This window comes from Methylobacillus arboreus (assembly GCF_020532725.1).
Lineage (GTDB): Bacteria > Pseudomonadota > Gammaproteobacteria > Burkholderiales > Methylophilaceae > Methylobacillus > Methylobacillus arboreus.
This window is the reverse complement of record NZ_JAJAVC010000003.1, coordinates 611958-627924: the sequence shown is the minus strand read 5'-3', so window position 1 is coordinate 627924 and position 15967 is coordinate 611958. Positions and strand designations below refer to the sequence as shown.

At 55.3% G+C, this 15967-nt stretch carries 17 protein-coding genes; 7 read left to right on the top strand and 10 right to left on the bottom strand.

What is annotated here, in order from left to right:
• The first annotated feature begins 23 nt into the window (after positions 1-23).
• The 6 genes from LG198_RS02965 (at position 24) to LG198_RS02940 (ending at position 4710) form a co-directional block, all read left to right on the top strand.
• On the top strand, positions 24-1067 hold the full coding sequence (locus LG198_RS02965; RefSeq protein WP_230341673.1) for a hemin-degrading factor: 1044 nt from the start codon (positions 24-26) through the stop codon (positions 1065-1067).
• An 11-nt stretch (positions 1068-1078) separates the two neighbouring features.
• Entirely contained in the window at positions 1079-1918 is an 840-nt protein-coding gene (locus tag LG198_RS02960) for a heme/hemin ABC transporter substrate-binding protein (protein ID WP_230341672.1), read from the top strand.
• Positions 1915-3018, top strand: coding sequence for a FecCD family ABC transporter permease (locus LG198_RS02955; protein WP_230341671.1), 1104 nt, complete (start codon positions 1915-1917; stop codon positions 3016-3018). Before LG198_RS02960 ends, LG198_RS02955 begins: the two co-directional genes overlap by 4 nt.
• Complete coding sequence (locus LG198_RS02950; RefSeq protein ID WP_407659138.1) at positions 3015-3815, top strand: heme ABC transporter ATP-binding protein; 801 nt, start codon at positions 3015-3017, stop codon at positions 3813-3815. The genes LG198_RS02955 and LG198_RS02950 overlap by 4 nt, the downstream gene beginning before the upstream one ends.
• 18 nt (positions 3816-3833) lie before the next feature.
• A complete protein-coding gene (locus LG198_RS02945; protein WP_230341669.1) occupies positions 3834-4199 on the top strand; it encodes a VOC family protein in 366 nt (121 codons plus the stop codon).
• Between the two features lie 88 nt (positions 4200-4287).
• On the top strand, positions 4288-4710 hold the full coding sequence (locus LG198_RS02940; protein ID WP_230341668.1) for a cupin domain-containing protein: 423 nt from the start codon (positions 4288-4290) through the stop codon (positions 4708-4710).
• Between the two features lie 18 nt (positions 4711-4728).
• Here LG198_RS02940 and pgeF read toward each other — a convergent pair whose 3' ends face one another.
• The gene (gene pgeF, locus LG198_RS02935; RefSeq protein WP_230341667.1) at positions 4729-5463 is read right to left on the bottom strand and encodes a peptidoglycan editing factor PgeF; all 735 of its coding nucleotides are present in this window, start codon (positions 5461-5463) and stop codon (positions 4729-4731) included.
• Positions 5453-6517: a 23S rRNA pseudouridine(1911/1915/1917) synthase RluD gene (rluD, locus tag LG198_RS02930; protein ID WP_230341666.1), complete on the bottom strand. Its 1065-nt coding sequence runs from the start codon at positions 6515-6517 to the stop codon at positions 5453-5455. Before rluD ends, pgeF begins: the two co-directional genes overlap by 11 nt.
• An 87-nt stretch (positions 6518-6604) precedes the next feature.
• On the opposite strand from rluD, the gene LG198_RS02925 reads away from it, so the two are divergent.
• Positions 6605-7408: an outer membrane protein assembly factor BamD gene (locus LG198_RS02925; protein ID WP_230341665.1), complete on the top strand. Its 804-nt coding sequence runs from the start codon at positions 6605-6607 to the stop codon at positions 7406-7408.
• Between the two features lie 83 nt (positions 7409-7491).
• Here the strand turns inward: LG198_RS02925 and der are convergent, their stop codons facing one another.
• From der to LG198_RS02885, 8 genes are read right to left on the bottom strand one after another with little or no spacing between them, the layout of a single operon-like run.
• Positions 7492-8988 (bottom strand): ribosome biogenesis GTPase Der, encoded by a 1497-nt coding sequence (gene der, locus LG198_RS02920; RefSeq protein ID WP_230342053.1) that lies wholly within the window; start codon positions 8986-8988, stop codon positions 7492-7494.
• Positions 8989-8990: 2 nt separating this feature from the next.
• Positions 8991-10160, bottom strand: coding sequence for an outer membrane protein assembly factor BamB (gene bamB / locus LG198_RS02915; RefSeq protein ID WP_230341664.1), 1170 nt, complete (start codon positions 10158-10160; stop codon positions 8991-8993).
• 12 nt (positions 10161-10172) lie between these two features.
• A complete protein-coding gene (locus LG198_RS02910; RefSeq protein WP_230341663.1) occupies positions 10173-10799 on the bottom strand; it encodes a YfgM family protein in 627 nt (208 codons plus the stop codon).
• Between the two features lie 14 nt (positions 10800-10813).
• Positions 10814-11629 carry an ATP-binding cassette domain-containing protein gene (locus tag LG198_RS02905; RefSeq protein WP_230341662.1) on the bottom strand — a complete coding sequence of 272 codons (816 nt, stop codon included), beginning with the start codon at positions 11627-11629 and terminating at the stop codon, positions 10814-10816.
• A 1-nt stretch (position 11630) separates the two neighbouring features.
• Positions 11631-12464 carry an ATP-binding cassette domain-containing protein gene (locus LG198_RS02900; RefSeq protein ID WP_230341661.1) on the bottom strand — a complete coding sequence of 278 codons (834 nt, stop codon included), beginning with the start codon at positions 12462-12464 and terminating at the stop codon, positions 11631-11633.
• A complete protein-coding gene (gene hisS / locus LG198_RS02895; RefSeq protein WP_230341660.1) occupies positions 12461-13720 on the bottom strand; it encodes a histidine--tRNA ligase in 1260 nt (419 codons plus the stop codon). The genes LG198_RS02900 and hisS overlap by 4 nt, the downstream gene beginning before the upstream one ends.
• Positions 13721-13744: 24 nt before the next feature.
• Entirely contained in the window at positions 13745-15034 is a 1290-nt protein-coding gene (gene ispG / locus LG198_RS02890) for a flavodoxin-dependent (E)-4-hydroxy-3-methylbut-2-enyl-diphosphate synthase (RefSeq protein WP_268866762.1), read from the bottom strand.
• A 3-nt stretch (positions 15035-15037) separates the two neighbouring features.
• The gene (locus tag LG198_RS02885) at positions 15038-15967 is read right to left on the bottom strand and encodes a RodZ domain-containing protein (protein ID WP_230341659.1); all 930 of its coding nucleotides are present in this window, start codon (positions 15965-15967) and stop codon (positions 15038-15040) included.

Here is a 15967-nt window from a genome sequence, read left to right as displayed (position 1 = left end):
TTATAGTAATCAAGGAGCCCCCCATGAACCAGCTAGCGACAACCGAACAACAATACCAGGCCTTCCACAGCGCCAAGAAAGAGCAAAAACTGCGCAACCGTGAAGCGGCGCAGGCCATCGGCATCAGCGAAGGCCAGGCGATTGCCAATGCGATTGGCCGTGAGGCTGTACGCCTAAAGGGACCGTTCAATGAAATCATTGCCGATGTGCCTAAGTTGGGTCGTGTGATGGCGCTCACGCGTAATGAAAGCACTGTGCATGAAAAAGTGGGCACTTATGAGAATGTGTCTTTTGACCATGTCGGCCTGGTAGTTGGTCCTGACATTGATCTGCGTATCTTCTACTCGCAATGGAAGCATGGTTATGCCGTAACTGAGGAAACAGAAAAAGGCACTCAGCGCAGTCTGCAGTTTTATGATGCCACCGGCACTGCTATTCATAAGATTCACCTCAAGGATTTCAGCAATGTGGATGGCTGGAACGAGTTGGTGCAGAAATACCGCAGCGATGACCAGGCGCCAGGGCAGGAAGTTGAAGCTGCCAAGCCCGCCCCTGCCGTCAAGCCGGATAGCGAAATTGACCAGGCCGGTTTTGCCGCAGCCTGGCTGGCGATGAAGGACACGCATGACTTCTTTGTACTGCTGAGAAAATTCGGTGTTGCGCGCACCCAAGGTTTACGCCTGGCGCCTGAAGGCCATGCATACAAGGTTGACAACAATGCCGCCCAACAGATTCTGGAAGCTGCCGCAGCAGACCGCACCAGCATCATGTGCTTTGTCGGCAACCCTGGCAATATCCAGATTCACACCGGCCCGATCAAGAATGTGAAAGAGCTTGGCCCATGGATCAATGTGCTGGATGAAACCTTTAACCTGCATTTGCGCACTGATCTGATTGTGGAAACCTGGGTTGTCAAAAAACCTACGGAAGACGGCATTGTGACTTCGCTGGAAGTGTTTGATAAGGATGGCGAGATCATGGCGCAGTTCTTCGGCGAGCGTAAGCCTGGCAAGCCGGAACTGGAAGCCTGGCGTAACATCATCGCCAACTTGCCGGCATTGCCTTAAAGAGGAAAGTGATGAATATCCGCGCCCTGTTGCTTGCTGCTGGCTTGATGTTCGGCAGCCATACTGTCCTTGCAGCTGAAAAGCTGCTGACCATAGGCGGTGCCGTGACTGAGATTGTCTATGCGCTTGGCAAAGGCAATGAGGTGATTGCCAATGACATCACCAGCGTCTACCCCGAAGCCGCAGCCAATAAACCAAAGGTTGGCTACATGCGTACCCTGTCTGCCGAGGGCCTGGTTTCTACCGGTGCCACGCTGATCATTGCCGAGGCTGGAGCCGGTCCACGCAATGTCATTGACCAGGTACGCAATGCCGGTATCAAAGTAGTACAGTTATCAGAAAGCGTCCATACACCGCAGCAGGTGGCAGCTGATATCCGCACCATAGGCAAACAACTCAGCGCAACCTCTACAGAGCAGGTAGCCAGGCAGTATGAAAATGCCTGGCAAGAAGCTGAAGCCAAGCTTGCAGCACTGCCTGGCCATCCTCGCGTGCTATTTGTCATGAACAACTCTGGCCGTGGCGCCCAAGCTGCCGGTGATGAAACTGCAGCCTCGGCGGTAATCAAGCTGGTGCATGCAGAGAATGTGATGGCTGGGCAGTACAAGGGTTACAGGCCGCTGACTGCCGAGGCTTTGGTAGCAGCAGCTCCCGATGTCATCATCACCACAAATGAAGGCCTGGAGGCCAGCGGCGGCCTGCAGAACTTCCTCAAGACGCCGGGAATCGACCTGACACCCGCAGGCAAGAACAAACGCATTGTCAGTATGGATACCCAATACCTCCTGGGCTTCTCTCCACGTTTGCCTGCCGCCGCTGTTGAACTGGGTGAGGCTATCCGCAAGCAATGAACAGTTCAGCTTCAACCATGCAGTTTGCCACACAGGCAAGCCGCAGCCTGCAATTGCGTAGCCGGGTGTTGATCGGGCTTGGCATTGCGCTGGCCATATTGGTAGTGCTGGCTGCAGGCATTGGCGCTGTCAGCATTCCACCGCTAGATGTTCTAAAGCTGCTAATGAGCCCTCCCGGCTCTGCGGCCTGGCAATCCATTCCGCAAGAACAGATACAGCAAGCCATGGTGTTATGGAACATCCGCCTGCCCCGTTTGGCGCTTGGTGTGCTCACTGGTATGGCGCTGGCAGTATCTGGTGCAGCGATGCAGGCATTATTGCGCAATCCGCTTGCCGAGCCTGGACTGGTGGGTATATCGGGGGGCGCAGCACTGTTTGCCGCGCTTGCGATTGTGCTGGGCGGCGGCTGGATGGTTGCCCTGCATGAGATGATCGGTGAATTCGCCTTGCCCATCTTTGCCTTTATCGGCAGCCTGATTGCCACTATCCTGATTTTTGTCATTTCCACGCGCCAGGGCAAGACCTCCATTGCGTTGATGCTGCTGGCAGGGATTGCAATTAGCTCGCTCTGTGGCGCCCTGATTGGTCTGATGACGTTTATTGCCTCAGACCTGCAAATGCGCTCCCTCAATTTTTGGTCGCTCGGCAGCCTGGGTGCGGCTACCTGGCCGATGGTCACCATGGTCGCTTGCCTAAGTGGCAGCTCGGTGCTGGTGCTGCTCAAGCAATCCAGCGCGCTCAATACCCTGGCACTGGGAGAAGTGCAAGCCAGCCTGCTGGGCATTTCCGTACGCCGCCTCAACCAGATTTGCATTGCGGCCATTGCCCTGGCAGTAGGCGCTGCGGTGTCGGTCACTGGCATTATCGGGTTTATCGGATTGGTGGCACCACACCTGGTTCGGCTCTCCGTCGGGCCTGACCAGCGATTGGTGATGCCCGCTGCTGCCCTGGTCGGTGCCATCCTGATACTGCTATCCGACCTGCTCGCCCGCACCATTGCCATGCCAACAGAGGTTCCGGTTGGCATTGTCACCGCCCTGCTCGGCGTTCCGTTCTTCCTGGCGTTGCTGTTCCGCATGCGGCGCAAAATCGGTATATAGGAGTTGCGATGCTGGAAGTCATCAACACCGGACTCAACATAGGCAGCAAGACCCTGCTCAGCGATATCAATCTCATGATTGCGCCTGGGGAACTGGTGGCAATTTGCGGTCCCAACGGTGCAGGCAAGAGTTCGCTGATCCGCTTGCTTAGCGGGGAGCTGAAACCAAGCGTTGGAGAAGTGCTTTGGGACAGCAAGCCACTTTCAGAATGGAGCCTGCTCAAGCTCGCGCGCCAACGTGCCCTGATGCAACAGCATGCTGAAGTGGGGTTTTCCTACACGGCACTGGAAATCATTCTATTGGGGCGCCATCCGCACCATCAAGGTACAAGCCGCCCGCAGGATTATCAAATTGCCACGGCTGCCATGGAAGAAGTGGACGCCAGCCACCTTGCAGATCAAGTCTACACAACCCTATCTGGCGGAGAGCAAGCGCGGGTACAAATGGCCCGTGTGCTGGCACAGATATGGGAAGCTGCTGCAGGCCCTCGCCTGCTTCTACTCGATGAGCCTACCGCCGCGCTAGACCCACGCCAGCAGCACCGGATTCTTGATATTGCACGAAAGTGGGCAAATAAAGGCGATGTTGCCGTTGTGGCGATCGTGCATGACCTCAACCTTGCCGCCCAATATGCCGACCGCATTGCCTTGCTACGCGATGGCAGGCTGCAAGCAGTTGGCGAAGTGGAAACGATCATGACACCTGCCATGGTGGAGGCTTGTTTTGACCTGCCCTGCGTTTTGCTCAACCACCCTGATGGCGGCACGCCCATGATTGCCGCGCGCCGGCAGCTTTAGCTTTACATTGGAATCAACATGAACACACTCAAGACCGTGGAAATCAAAGCCTTTGTGCCAGCAAAGGACTTCAAGCTTTCCCAGCAGTTTTACCAGGATATAGGCTTTGAAAAACGTTCTGAAGGCGGCGGCGTAGCCTATTTCTGTTTTGAACATTGCTCCTTCCTGTTACAGGATTTCTACGTACAGCCGTATGCCGATAACTTTATGATGCATCTCCTGGTGGAAGATGCGGCTGCTTGGCATGCCCACATCCAGAAATCCGGCATCACCGAAAAATACGGTAGTAAAATCTCTGTATTGACCGACCAACCCTGGCGTATGCGTGATTTCGTCTTTAATGACCCCAGCGGCGTACTCTGGCGTATCGGCCAGAATATCTAACCCCTAATCTCGGCCAATGATTTTTGGCCCACTCCTTGCTTGATTAGTAATGTAAACATTGCTATCTGAAAGAAAGGGATGGTGCCTCATGAAAGCTTTCTGGACATTATGCTGTATCGCTTCACTCAATATATTCAGCACATCAGCCATTGCGGCATCGGAACCACAGCTTCAAGTTGAACCGCTACTAAGAAGCGTAAAGGCCTGGGATGGCAAGGCCTATGCCAACTATCCTGGCGGCAAGCCTGAGCTGAGCGTGCTGCGTTTCACCATTCCAGCCAACACTTCCCTGCCCTGGCACAGCAACCCAGTGCCTAATGTCGCTTACATTCTTTCCGGTGAAATCACAGTGGAAAAACAAGGCACGGGCGAAACCATGCGCCTTGGTCCGGGGCAAGCGCTCCCCGAAATGGTGCATGCTGTGCACCGTGGTTACACAGGGGCAAATCCTGCGGTAGTGATCGTATTCTATGCCGGCGGCGAAGGCATTCCCCTGCTGGAAGAGCAATAACCGAACAATACAGCCGCTTTATTCAAGCCAGATCAGGCTCGCCATGCGGCCTGTGGCATTATCGCGGCGAAACGAGAAGAAGCGCTCGGCATTGCTATGGGTGCATAGTCCGCCGCCATAGACATTTTGCACGCCCACATTTGCCAGGCGTTGTCGTCCCAACGTAAAAATATCCCCCAGCCATTTTCCAGCGGCGGCTGGTTTGAATGCCTGCTCTGCATGCGCATCATGCGCAATAAATGCAGCCCTCACCTCGTCACCCACTTCAAAGGCTTCTGGCCCGATTGCGGGGCCAAGCCAAGCCAGTAGTTCGCTACCAGGTTGGCGCATTTTTGCCACAGTTGCTTCTATCACGCCATCCAGCAAGCTGCGCCACCCGGCATGAACGGCTGCCACTACTGTGCCCGCCTTGTCACAAATCAGGACCGGCAGGCAATCCGCCGTCATCACGGCACATACGGTATGCCGCGTGCGGGCAAACGCTGCATCTGCGTCTGGCATACAACTGGCTGTGCCGGCATCGATGACATGGATACCATGCACCTGATTGAGCCAGACCGGCTCGGTAGGCACCCAACGGTTCAAGCACTGCCGGTTGGCGGCAACATCCAGCGGCGCATCACCAACGTGCATCCCCAGGTTGAGGCTTTCATAAGGTGGCTGGCTGATACCGCCAGCACGCGTGGTCTGCAATGCCTTGACGTTGGCCGGGGCAGGCCAATCAGGGATAATCAGGTCTTGATCACTCAGCATCGTCATCGTCCTCGAACCAATCCTCGCCTTCATCCTCGCCATACTCATAGGCAAAGTCGTCGTCATCAACATAGAACGCATCCGCCTCTTCTGGCGCTACATTTTCCGCGCGGATAGCCTCGATCAAGAGTTTCATGTCGGCTGCCAGTTCAACTTGCCACTCCATCGGCTCCCCTGTAGCAGGATGCTTGAGGCCCAGGCGAATAGCATGCAATGCCTGGCGCTTGAAATCCTGCAAAACATTCCTGAGGCTGTCCGACATATGTCGTAACGGCAGGATGCCCCGGATGCCATAAACAGGATCGCCGACGATAGGCGCCTTGAGATGCTGCATATGCACGCGGATCTGGTGCGTGCGCCCGGTTTCCAGCAAGCAACGCATATAGGTGTGCACGGCAAAACGGTCGAGTACTTCGTAATGCGTCACCGCAGGTTTGCCCATGTGGTTCACCGCCATCTTGGTCCGCGCATGCGGATGGCGCCCTATAGGCTGGTCTATCTTGCCGTTGCGCCACACCTGCCCCCAGACAATGGTGCGATACTCGCGCTTGACCGTGCGTGCCTGCAACTGGCGCACCAGGTTGGTCTGCGCCGCTAGCGTCTTGGCAACAACCAGCAGGCCGCTGGTGTCTTTATCAAGCCGATGCACGATGCCAGCACGTGGCACATCCTTGAGTTGTGGTGCATGGTAGAGCAAGGCGTTGAGCAGTGTGCCGTTCCAGTTGCCCGCGGCGGGATGCACGACCAGGCCGGCAGGCTTGTTGATGACGAGAATATGCTCATCTTCAAACACCACATCCAGCGGAATATTTTCTGGCTCAAAAGCTAATGCTTCAGGCGCGGTCTGGGCAATGATCTGCACCTGCTCCCCGCCCCAGACCTTGAACTTGGCGGTGGGCGTTTCCTCGGCAATGGTAACCAGGCCATCCTTGATCCAGCCCTGGATGCGAGAGCGGGAATGCTCCGGCATCAGGCGCTGCAAGGCCTGGTCGAGGCGTAGCCCTCCAAGTTCTTGTGTAATTGTAAGCGTAATAGGCGTAGTGGCGTTGCTCATCGGTTATAATCAAAAAATATCGCCCTGGATACAGGGTAGTGACATTGTGTTAATCGGCATCCACAACCTTAATCATGGATTTTGTAAATGAAGCATAGTTTAGCGTTAATTGCAGTACTCTGGCTCACGGGCTGCGCGATTTTTGGCGCGCCTACCGAACTGGATGAAACCAAGGGTTGGCCAGTACAGCGTATCTACGCTGCCGCGGAAGAAAACATGAATACCCGCGACTATGACAAAGCCATCAAGTATTTCCAGATACTGGAATCACGCTATCCGCATGGCCGCTATGCCACCCAGTCCCAGCTTGAAGTGATTTATGCCCACTACAAGAAAAATGACCCGGCTGCGACCATGGCGGCAGCCGACCGCTTTATCAAGCTGCACCCCAACCATCCCAACGTAGACTATGCTTACTACATGAAGGGGCTATCCACCTTCAACGAGCGTGGCGTGATCGAGAAACTGACCAAGCAACAAATCAGCGACCGCGATCCAAAATCGCTGCGTGAATCCTTTCTTGCGCTCAAGGAACTTGTGAACCGCTATCCCAATAGCCGCTACGTCAAGGATGCAACCCTGCGCATGAGCTATCTGGTCAATTCATTGTCGCAGCATGAACTGCATGTTGCGCGTTACTACATGAAGCGCCAGGCTTACGTTGCTGCAGCCAACCGTTGCAAATATGTACTGGAGTTCTACCCTGATACGCCTCACATCGAGGAAGCATTGGTCATTCTGATCAGTGCTTACGATGCCATGAGCATGGATGACCTGCGCGATGATACCAAGCGCGTGCTGGCAAAAAATTACCCTGACAGCCCGATGCTAGGGAAAAATGTTCCTAGCGAAGAGCGCGTCTGGTGGAAGTTCTGGGAAAGCCTGCTCTAACAAACCATCTAAAAACTTAGCCGGGCTTTTGCCCGGCTAATCAATTCAACTTACTAAACAAACCGATACACAAACAATATCTCTTATTTCTTTAGCACCGGTTTTTTCTTCAAGTTGCGTGCACTTGCCACCACACCTGGCTGCGCCTTTACCTTACGCCCTTTTTCTTCATTCTTGCGTGCATTCATAACGGCACGCTCAGCAGTCTTACGCCTGCGCATGCTGACGATACCCTCGCCCTGCTTGCGCTCTTCGGACTCGGCAAATGGGTTTGCACCCTGATTGAATTGCACCCTCAATGGCGTGCCAGTCAGCTGGAATGCCTTGCGGAACACTCCTGCAAGATATCGCCTGTAACTATCCTTGATACCATCAATATGATTGCCGTGAATCACCACAATCGGCGGGTTGCTGCCGCCCTGGTGCGCATAGCGCAGCTTGGGGCGTATGCCCTTGCTGATAGGTGGTTGATGCTGCATAGTGGCATCTTCCAGTACCCTGGTCAGTTGCGGCGTTGAAAGCTTGGCCATGGCCGCTTTGTAAGCGCCATCCACAGAGCCAAACAATTCGCCCAAGCCTTTTTTACGTAACGCAGAAATGTAATGGAACTTGGCAAAATCCAGGAATTGCAGCTTGCGGTCTATCTCGCGCTTGATCCACTCGCGCTTGTCCTCTTCCAGGCCATCCCACTTGTTCACGGCCACGACCAACGCACGGCCGCTCTCGAGGATATAGGCTGAAACGTGGGCATCCTGCTCGGTAATGCCTTCCTGCGCATCAACGACCAGGATGGCGACATTGGCCTCCTCGATCGCCTGCATGGTCTTGATGACAGAGAATTTTTCAACCGCCTCAAAGACCTTGCCACGCTTGCGCACGCCGGCGGTATCAATAATGGTGTAATTCTTGCCATTACGCTCAAGATCCAAATAAATGGAATCCCGCGTGGTGCCGGGCTGGTCGAACGCGATCACGCGCTCTTCGCCCAGCAATGCATTTACCAGGGTAGACTTGCCCACGTTCGGACGCCCGACAATCGCCACCTTGGGCACCTTATTGGTAGCCTCATCCTCTTCCTCGCTAGGCTCGGGGAAATTTTCCAACGCCAGTTCGACGAGGTCACGTACGCCTTCGCCATGGGCAGAAGAAATAGATAAAGGATCACCCAGGCCAAGCTCATGAAACTCGGCGCTGGCAATCGCACGCTGCATGCCTTCGGTCTTGTTCACTGCCAGCAGGATAGGACGCTGGCTCTTGCGCAGACGCTCGGCAATCACCTTGTCTTGCGGCGCCAGGCCATTGCGCCCATCCACCAGAAAGATCACCACATCGGCTTCGTCAACGGCCAGCAATGTCTGGCGCGCCATTTCCTTCAGGATGCCGGTATCAACCAATGGCTCGAAACCACCGGTATCCACAACCAGATACGGCTTGCTGCCTACTACGCCGCGGCCATAATGGCGGTCGCGCGTCAGCCCGGGCAGGTCTGCCACCAAGGCATCACGTGTTTTGGTCAGGCGGTTGAATAAGGTGGATTTGCCAACATTGGGTCGGCCTACCAGGACAATGGTGGGTAGCATCATTACTGAGCGACTGAAACCGCGAACAGGCCACCCTTGCGGGTTTGAACAAGGAAGCCATTGGTTCCAAGCGCAACAGGCTGCGGCATGATGGCGCTTTTTTCTGTCTGCAGCCTGGCAACAAAGTTGCCCTCATCCCTGTCCATGAAATGCACATAGCCTTCCACATCACCCACTGCCACCACGCCGCCCATGGGTAGCGGAGCACTCAGGTGACGGTTTTTGAGATCAGCCTGACGCCAGAAGGTACGGCCACTGGAGTAGTCCAATGCAAATACGGCACCTGTCTCATGAGAAACATAAACCCGTGCCTCCTCGGCACCCAGGCCGGTGTAACTTGGAATATCGCGTGTCCAGCTGATACGGCCTGTCGTGCGTTCAACAGCTGCCACGCGCCCCTGATAGGCGACCGAATAAACCAGGGAACCATCCACCACTGGCAGGCTGGTAATATCGGCAATCCGCTCCAGTTCGGTTGTGCCCTTGGGCAACGAGACAGAAGCCTCCCACAAGGTCTTGCCGTCATCAGCACGCAATGCAACCAGCTTGCCGCCGGCAAAACCAGCATAGACTGCGCCATCTGCAATAGTGACACCCGCACTGCTGCGCAGCGTCAGAGTTGGCGTTGCGCGCTCATATACCCACTTGCGCGCACCGTCCTTGGCATTCAGACCGAAAATCCGGCTATCACCACAACGCACCACCACCACGCCATTATCCACCTGCGGTGCACTCAGCACCTCACTGCTTACCTTGGATTTCCAGAGCAATTTGCCATCCAGGTCGTATGCCAATACATAACCCGTAGGTGTGCCCACGAGCACTAGCTGGCTACCCAGACCCACGCCGCCGGTGAGGGCTTCGCCAGCATTAATCTTCCAGACCTGTTTGCCCTTGATCGCCTCAAACTTGGCAATTTCGCCATTACCGCTCGCGGCATAGACAAAGCCTTCAGCCGCTGCCGGGATAAAATCGGCCACACCTGATTCACCAACCTTGGCAGACCAGACAATGCTGGGCTTCAAACTTGGCTTGAAATCCACCAGCTCAGCAGGTGGATCCGTCTGATCGCGCCCGAACATCCGCTCGGAAATATCGGTCTTGAGATCAGTAATAGTGGTGCAACCGCTAATGGCAAAGGCTGCGACAACAAGGAATGAAATTAAACGCAAACTTAGCTCCACTTAACTACCAAGCGCTTCCAGCTTATGCTCAGTATATTTGTAGTAATCACCCTGGATATCCAGCTTGGCTAGCGCTTCCTTGTAAGCGGCCTTGGCATCTTCGGTCTTGCCTTGCGCGGCCAGAACATCACCCTTGAGGTCTGCGAACAGGCCGGCATAACCAGCGTCATGCTTTTCGGACAATGTACTCAATGCAGCGTCATACGCTTTTTCTTCATATTGGATGGATGCCAGTTGCAGCAATGCAATCGCCCGGACCGCATCTTCCTTAGCATTCTTGGCAGCCCATCCCAGTTGGGCTTTGGCGCTGTCAATATCCTGCTCCTGGTAGTTGAGCTTGGCCACAGCCACAGCGGCCCGCCCAGCATATGGGGTTGAGGAATACTTATCCATCAGCTCCGCAGACAAGGCACGGATTTTTGCAGCATCCTTGATATCGGTATTAGCCATGTTCTGATATTGAACAGAAGCCGCACCCGACTGCTGGTACTGGTAATATTTCCAGCCTTCATAGCCGCCAATGCCAACCAGTGCAAGGACTGCAACACCAGCAATGATATTGCCATTACGTTTCCACCAGCTTTTGAGTGCGTCCAGCTGATCCTGCTCTTCCAAATCGTATGCCATGCTATTTCCTAAAATTACGCAGCCTGTGACTTGCGTCCAGGGATAGAATTCAACAAATTACGGGTGTAGTCCTGGGTTGGCGCAGCATATACCTCCTCCACCTTCCCCTGCTCCACGATGCGGCCCTTGTACATCACGGCAATATCATCCGCAATATGGCGCACCACGCGCAGGTCATGGCTGATAAAGATATAACTCAAGTCCATTTCCTGCTGCAGGCTTTGCAACAACAGCAAAATCTGCGCCTGAATCGACACGTCCAGCGCAGAAACCGGCTCATCACACACCACTACCTTGGGTTGCAGCACCAATGCGCGGGCAATGCCAATCCGCTGCCGCTGCCCGCCAGAAAACTGGTGCGGATACTTGTTCATGTCAGCCGTGCTCAAGCCAACGCGCTCAAGCATGCGGGCTACCTTGTCCTGCTGCTCGCTTGCTGTGCCGACCTCATGGATCACCAGGCCTTCAGCCACAATCTCGCGCACTTTCATGCGTGGATTGAGCGAGGCGAAAGGATCCTGAAAAATCATCTGCAAATGGCGGCGTTCCTGGCGCAAGTCGTGACCGGAAAGACCAGCCAGATTCTTGCCCTGAAATATGACTTCGCCGCTATCCAAGGGCTGCAATTGTAACAGACAACGCGCCAAAGTGGATTTACCGCTGCCCGACTCTCCCACTACTGCCAAGGTGGAACCTGCACGCAGTGAAATACTCACATCGTCCAGTGCTTTGGTCTTGCTGCTGCCAAAACCAAAGCGCCCGCTACGCTGGGTATAGGTTTTATTAAGATGGCTGGCAACAAGGATATTGTTTTCTGAGGTGACGCTCATATCAGGCGGCTCCTGCATTCAACCAGGCATAGTCGATTGGTTTGAGCGGCTTCTTGCCATCCGCATCCGGCACGCAATCCAGCAGAGCGCGGGTATAAGGGTGCTGGGGATGTTGCAGCACATCCTGCACCGGCCCGGATTCGACAATCTCGCCGCGGAACATGACCACCACGTTATCGGCAATATCCGCGACCACGCCAAAATCATGGGTAATAAACAGCATGCCCATGTTCATCCGGGTCTTGAGGTCATCCAGCAGCTTGAGAATTTGCGCCTGCACAGTCACATCCAGCGCAGTAGTTGGCTCATCGGCAATCAGCATGGCAGGCTCGCAGGCGATGCTCATGGCTATCATGACGCGCTGGCGCTGGCCGCCAGACAATTCGTCCGGATAGCTGCCTGCCCGCTCGGGCGGGATGCCGACTTGCTGCAATAGGCCGGCAACCCGGGACTTAAGCGCAGCACCAGTCAACTTGAGATGCTGGGTCAGGCTTTCGCCGATCTGGTACCCGACCGTGAGTACCGGGTTAAGCGAAGTCATGGGTTCCTGAAATATCATGCCAATTTCCCTGCCGCGAATCTTACGCAACTGGACATTGCTGGCATGTGCAATATCGTGCCCCTTGAAATGGATAGCGCCGCTTTTTAACTGCAACTGATCCGACAACAAGCCCATCACCGCCAATGCAGTCAGGCTTTTACCACTGCCGGATTCACCGACGATACAAGTCGTCTTGCCTGTCTCCAGCGCAAACGAGACATTGTTGACCAGTAAATGTCCGGGTTCGGACTTGGGTGTAATCGTCAGATGCTCAATGCGCAAAAGCTCGGTCATGTATGTAGCGCCTCTATGGCTTGGGACAGGGACATTCTGCGTTGCTCGCCGCTTTCGCGCAACGGTTTCAGGCAAACCTCGTTGGCGGCGATCTCGTCATCCCCGAGAATCAGCGCATAAGGTGCGCCACTCTGGTCGGCCTTCTTCATTTGCGACTTGAAACTGCCGCCGCCCGCATGCAGATTCACGCTCAGCCCGCTGTCGCGCAAGGCTTCGGCAATCGGCAACGCTGCGCTGGCAGCTGTCTCGCCCACGTTGACCAGATAGACATCCGGGCTTTGCACAGCCCCGATCCCGCACTCCTGCATCAACAGGAAGACACGCTCAAGACCGATGCCAAAACCGCATGCTGGGGTTTCCTTGCCACCCAGGCTTTGCACCAGCGTATCGTAGCGTCCGCCGCCGGCAATCGTGCCCTGGCTGCCGAGCTTGCTGGTCACCCATTCAAAAACGGTACGGTTGTAATAGTCCAGCCCGCGCACCAGGCGGGTGTTCAACACCCACTTGACGCCAATTTGGTCCAGCTGACGCGTCAGGCCATCAAAATGCGCGCGGCTTTCCTCACCCAGACTATCGAGCAGTCTGGGCGCGGCTTCGATCACGGCCCGCATTGCGGAGGTCTTGCTATCAAGGATTCGCAAGGGGTTGGCATGCAGGCGGCGTTTTGCATCTGCATCCAGGATATCAACATGCTGCTCAAAATAGGCAATCAGCGCCTGGCGATAATCGGCACGTTCCGCAGCATCTCCAATGGTATTGAGTTGCAGCTCCACCGCATCCGCCACCCCCAGTTCGCGCCAGAGCCGGGCCAGCATGACAATCTGCTCGGCATCCACATCCGGGCCGGCATAGCCAAAAGCCTCGGCGCCTATTTGGTGAAACTGGCGCTGGCGGCCTTTTTGTACATTCTCATGGCGGAACATCGGCCCCATGTACCATAGGCGTTGTGGGCCGTTGTAAGTCAGGCTGTGCTCGACAACCGCGCGGACACATCCGGCAGTCCCCTCGGGGCGCAAGGTCAGGCGGTCGCCATTGAGCTTGTCTTCCCAGGAATACATTTCCTTTTCGACAATATCGGTATGCTCGCCCACACCGCGGATGAACAGTTCGGTAGGTTCGACAATCGGCAGGCGGATATTGCGGTAGCCATATTGTGCCAGCACACGTCGTGCGCCGTCCTCCAGCTTTTGCCAGAGCGCGGTATCTGCCGGCAAGATGTCGTAGAAACCCTTGATGCTTTGAAACTTATCGGACATAAATACTTGAACTCAATCTAATTTTCAGATCGCCTTGAGCGGTATGGTTTTCGAGCCCTTGCTCGGGCTACTCTGCCGCAAGCGGCCTCCCTCGGCATAATTGATGCGCACATATTCCTCAACAATCACCTTGAAGTCATCGGCAATTGCTTCGCCCTTGAGCGTCACGGTCTTCTCGCCATCGACATAAACAGGTGCCACAGGCACTTCTCCCGTTCCAGGTAGGCTGATGCCGATATTAGCCAGTTTGGATTCACCCGGCCCATTCACCACGCAGCCCATCACGGCCACGCTCATGTTTTCCACACCCGGATACTGGCTGCGCCAGATCGGCATCTGGTCGCGCAGATAGCGCTGGATTTTCTGGGCAAGTTCCTGGAAGAAGGTGGAGGTAGTACGGCCACAACCCGGGCATGCCGTTACAAGCGGCGTGAACGAGCGTATCCCCATGGTCTGCAGGATTTCCTGCGCCACGACGACTTCCTTGGTACGCGATTCGCCAGGTTCCGGCGTTAGTGAAACGCGGATGGTATCGCCTATGCCGTCCTGCAACAGCACGGACAAGGCGGCGGTTGAAGCCACAATCCCCTTGGAGCCCATGCCCGCTTCGGTCAACCCCAAGTGCAAAGGATAATCGCAACGGCTGCCAAGGTCGCGATATACCTTGATCAGGTCCTGCACCGCGCTCACCTTGCAGGAGATGATGATGCGGTTACCCGGCAAGCCAAGCTCCTCGGCTTCTGCAGCATTCTCCAGCGCGGACTGGATCAGCATTTCGCGCATCAGCGCCTCTGCACTCAATGGCGCGGCGCGCTTGGAATTCTCATCCATCATGCGCGCCATCTTGGCCTGGTCCAGGCTACCCCAGTTCACGCCTATACGCACCGGCTTGTTGTAGTCAATTGCCGCGCGGATCATCGCAGAAAACTGCTCGTCACGCTTGGAACCCTTGCCCACATTGCCAGGATTGATGCGGTATTTTGCCAAGGCCTCCGCACAATCAGGATATTGCGCCAGCAGGCGGTGGCCATTGAAGTGAAAGTCACCAACCAAGGGCACATTGCAGCCCATATCATCAAGCTGGCGCCTGATGGTGCCGACCTGGGCCGCCGCTTCAGGCGAATTCACTGTAATACGCACGACTTCTGAACCTGCGCGCCATAGCTCATAGACTTGCTGCACCGTGGCAGGTGCATCCGCAGTATCGGTATTGGTCATGGACTGCACGACCACGGGGGCGCTGCTACCTACAGGCACATGGCCGATCATGACGGTTCTGGTGGTACGTCTGCTGAGACTGGTCTGATAATCCAAGTACTACTCCAATGTCAGACGAGCCACGTTGACCTTGATATAAGGTATCAGGTCAACCGGGCGGTTGTTATATTCAAGCTTGGTGCCATTTGCATTGCCCACCACCACTCTGAAGGGCGGCTTGCCATCAATGATTTCCTCACTGCTGGCGGCCAGCGTCTTGTTCAGGATTTGTTTGCCGCTACCGTCCGAAATACTTACCCAAGTGGCTTCACTTACAGAAAACTTGAGACGCGCACCCTCGCCTTCAGGCAGGGCCTGGTTGGCAATATTTGCGGCTTGTGCCGGTGCAGGCGCTGCAGCAGCCTCCGAGGCAGGTGGAGTGTCCGCAGCAGCAATCGGTTCTGCTAACTGGGCAGTCGTAGTGGGTGCTTCAGAGGAGGCAGGCAACACCGGCTCCGGAGCGACGGCACTATCTATGGAAGCGCTATCAGACAGGATGTTTTCACCATTCAGAAATTCAGATACCGATGTATCCGCAAGGCCGGCTTCCGGGTCATGCTTCTGGAAGAAATCCACATACAGTATCCAGGCGCACAGCAACAATACCAGCAAGCCACCAACCCAGACATATGGCCGCCATGATGTGCCCGCCTCGCCGGAAATGACAATATTGGCAGAAGGAATGCTGATCGCCTGATTGTCCTGCACCGGCACATATTGGCTGTAGACATGCAACAAGGGAGCAGCGTCAATGCCCAACAAGCGTGCGTAGTTGCGGATAAAGCCGCGGGTAATGACCGCCTCGGGCAGCACGGCAAAGTCATCGCTTTCCAGCGCATGCACCTGGCGCAAGCTCAGGCGCAAACGGTTAGAGACATCATCCACAGTCAACCGCAGATTCTCACGCGCGGCAATCAGCACCGGCCCGATGCGGTCAATATAGGCGGGGGCTGCCTGTAACTCCTGATCAGGATAATTCTGCTCACTCAT

Bases quoted from the DNA above. Each gene is read 5' to 3' on its own strand.
- LG198_RS02965 (WP_230341673.1), top strand. From the start codon at position 24: ATGAACCAGCTAGCGACAACCGAACAACAATACCAGGCCTTCCACAGC.
- pgeF (WP_230341667.1), bottom strand. From the start codon at position 5,463: ATGCTGAGTGATCAAGACCTGATTATCCCTGATTGGCCTGCCCCGGCC.
- LG198_RS02900 (WP_230341661.1), bottom strand. From the start codon at position 12,464: ATGACCGAGCTTTTGCGCATTGAGCATCTGACGATTACACCCAAGTCC.
- LG198_RS02945 (WP_230341669.1), top strand. From the start codon at position 3,834: ATGAACACACTCAAGACCGTGGAAATCAAAGCCTTTGTGCCAGCAAAG.
- LG198_RS02905 (WP_230341662.1), bottom strand. From the start codon at position 11,629: ATGAGCGTCACCTCAGAAAACAATATCCTTGTTGCCAGCCATCTTAAT.
- LG198_RS02940 (WP_230341668.1), top strand. From the start codon at position 4,288: ATGAAAGCTTTCTGGACATTATGCTGTATCGCTTCACTCAATATATTC.
- LG198_RS02955 (WP_230341671.1), top strand. From the start codon at position 1,915: ATGAACAGTTCAGCTTCAACCATGCAGTTTGCCACACAGGCAAGCCGC.
- hisS (WP_230341660.1), bottom strand. From the start codon at position 13,720: ATGTCCGATAAGTTTCAAAGCATCAAGGGTTTCTACGACATCTTGCCG.
- LG198_RS02960 (WP_230341672.1), top strand. From the start codon at position 1,079: ATGAATATCCGCGCCCTGTTGCTTGCTGCTGGCTTGATGTTCGGCAGC.
- LG198_RS02885 (WP_230341659.1), bottom strand. From the start codon at position 15,967: ATGAGTGAGCAGAATTATCCTGATCAGGAGTTACAGGCAGCCCCCGCC.
- der (WP_230342053.1), bottom strand. From the start codon at position 8,988: ATGCTACCCACCATTGTCCTGGTAGGCCGACCCAATGTTGGCAAATCC.
- LG198_RS02910 (WP_230341663.1), bottom strand. From the start codon at position 10,799: ATGGCATACGATTTGGAAGAGCAGGATCAGCTGGACGCACTCAAAAGC.
- LG198_RS02925 (WP_230341665.1), top strand. From the start codon at position 6,605: ATGAAGCATAGTTTAGCGTTAATTGCAGTACTCTGGCTCACGGGCTGC.
- rluD (WP_230341666.1), bottom strand. From the start codon at position 6,517: ATGAGCAACGCCACTACGCCTATTACGCTTACAATTACACAAGAACTT.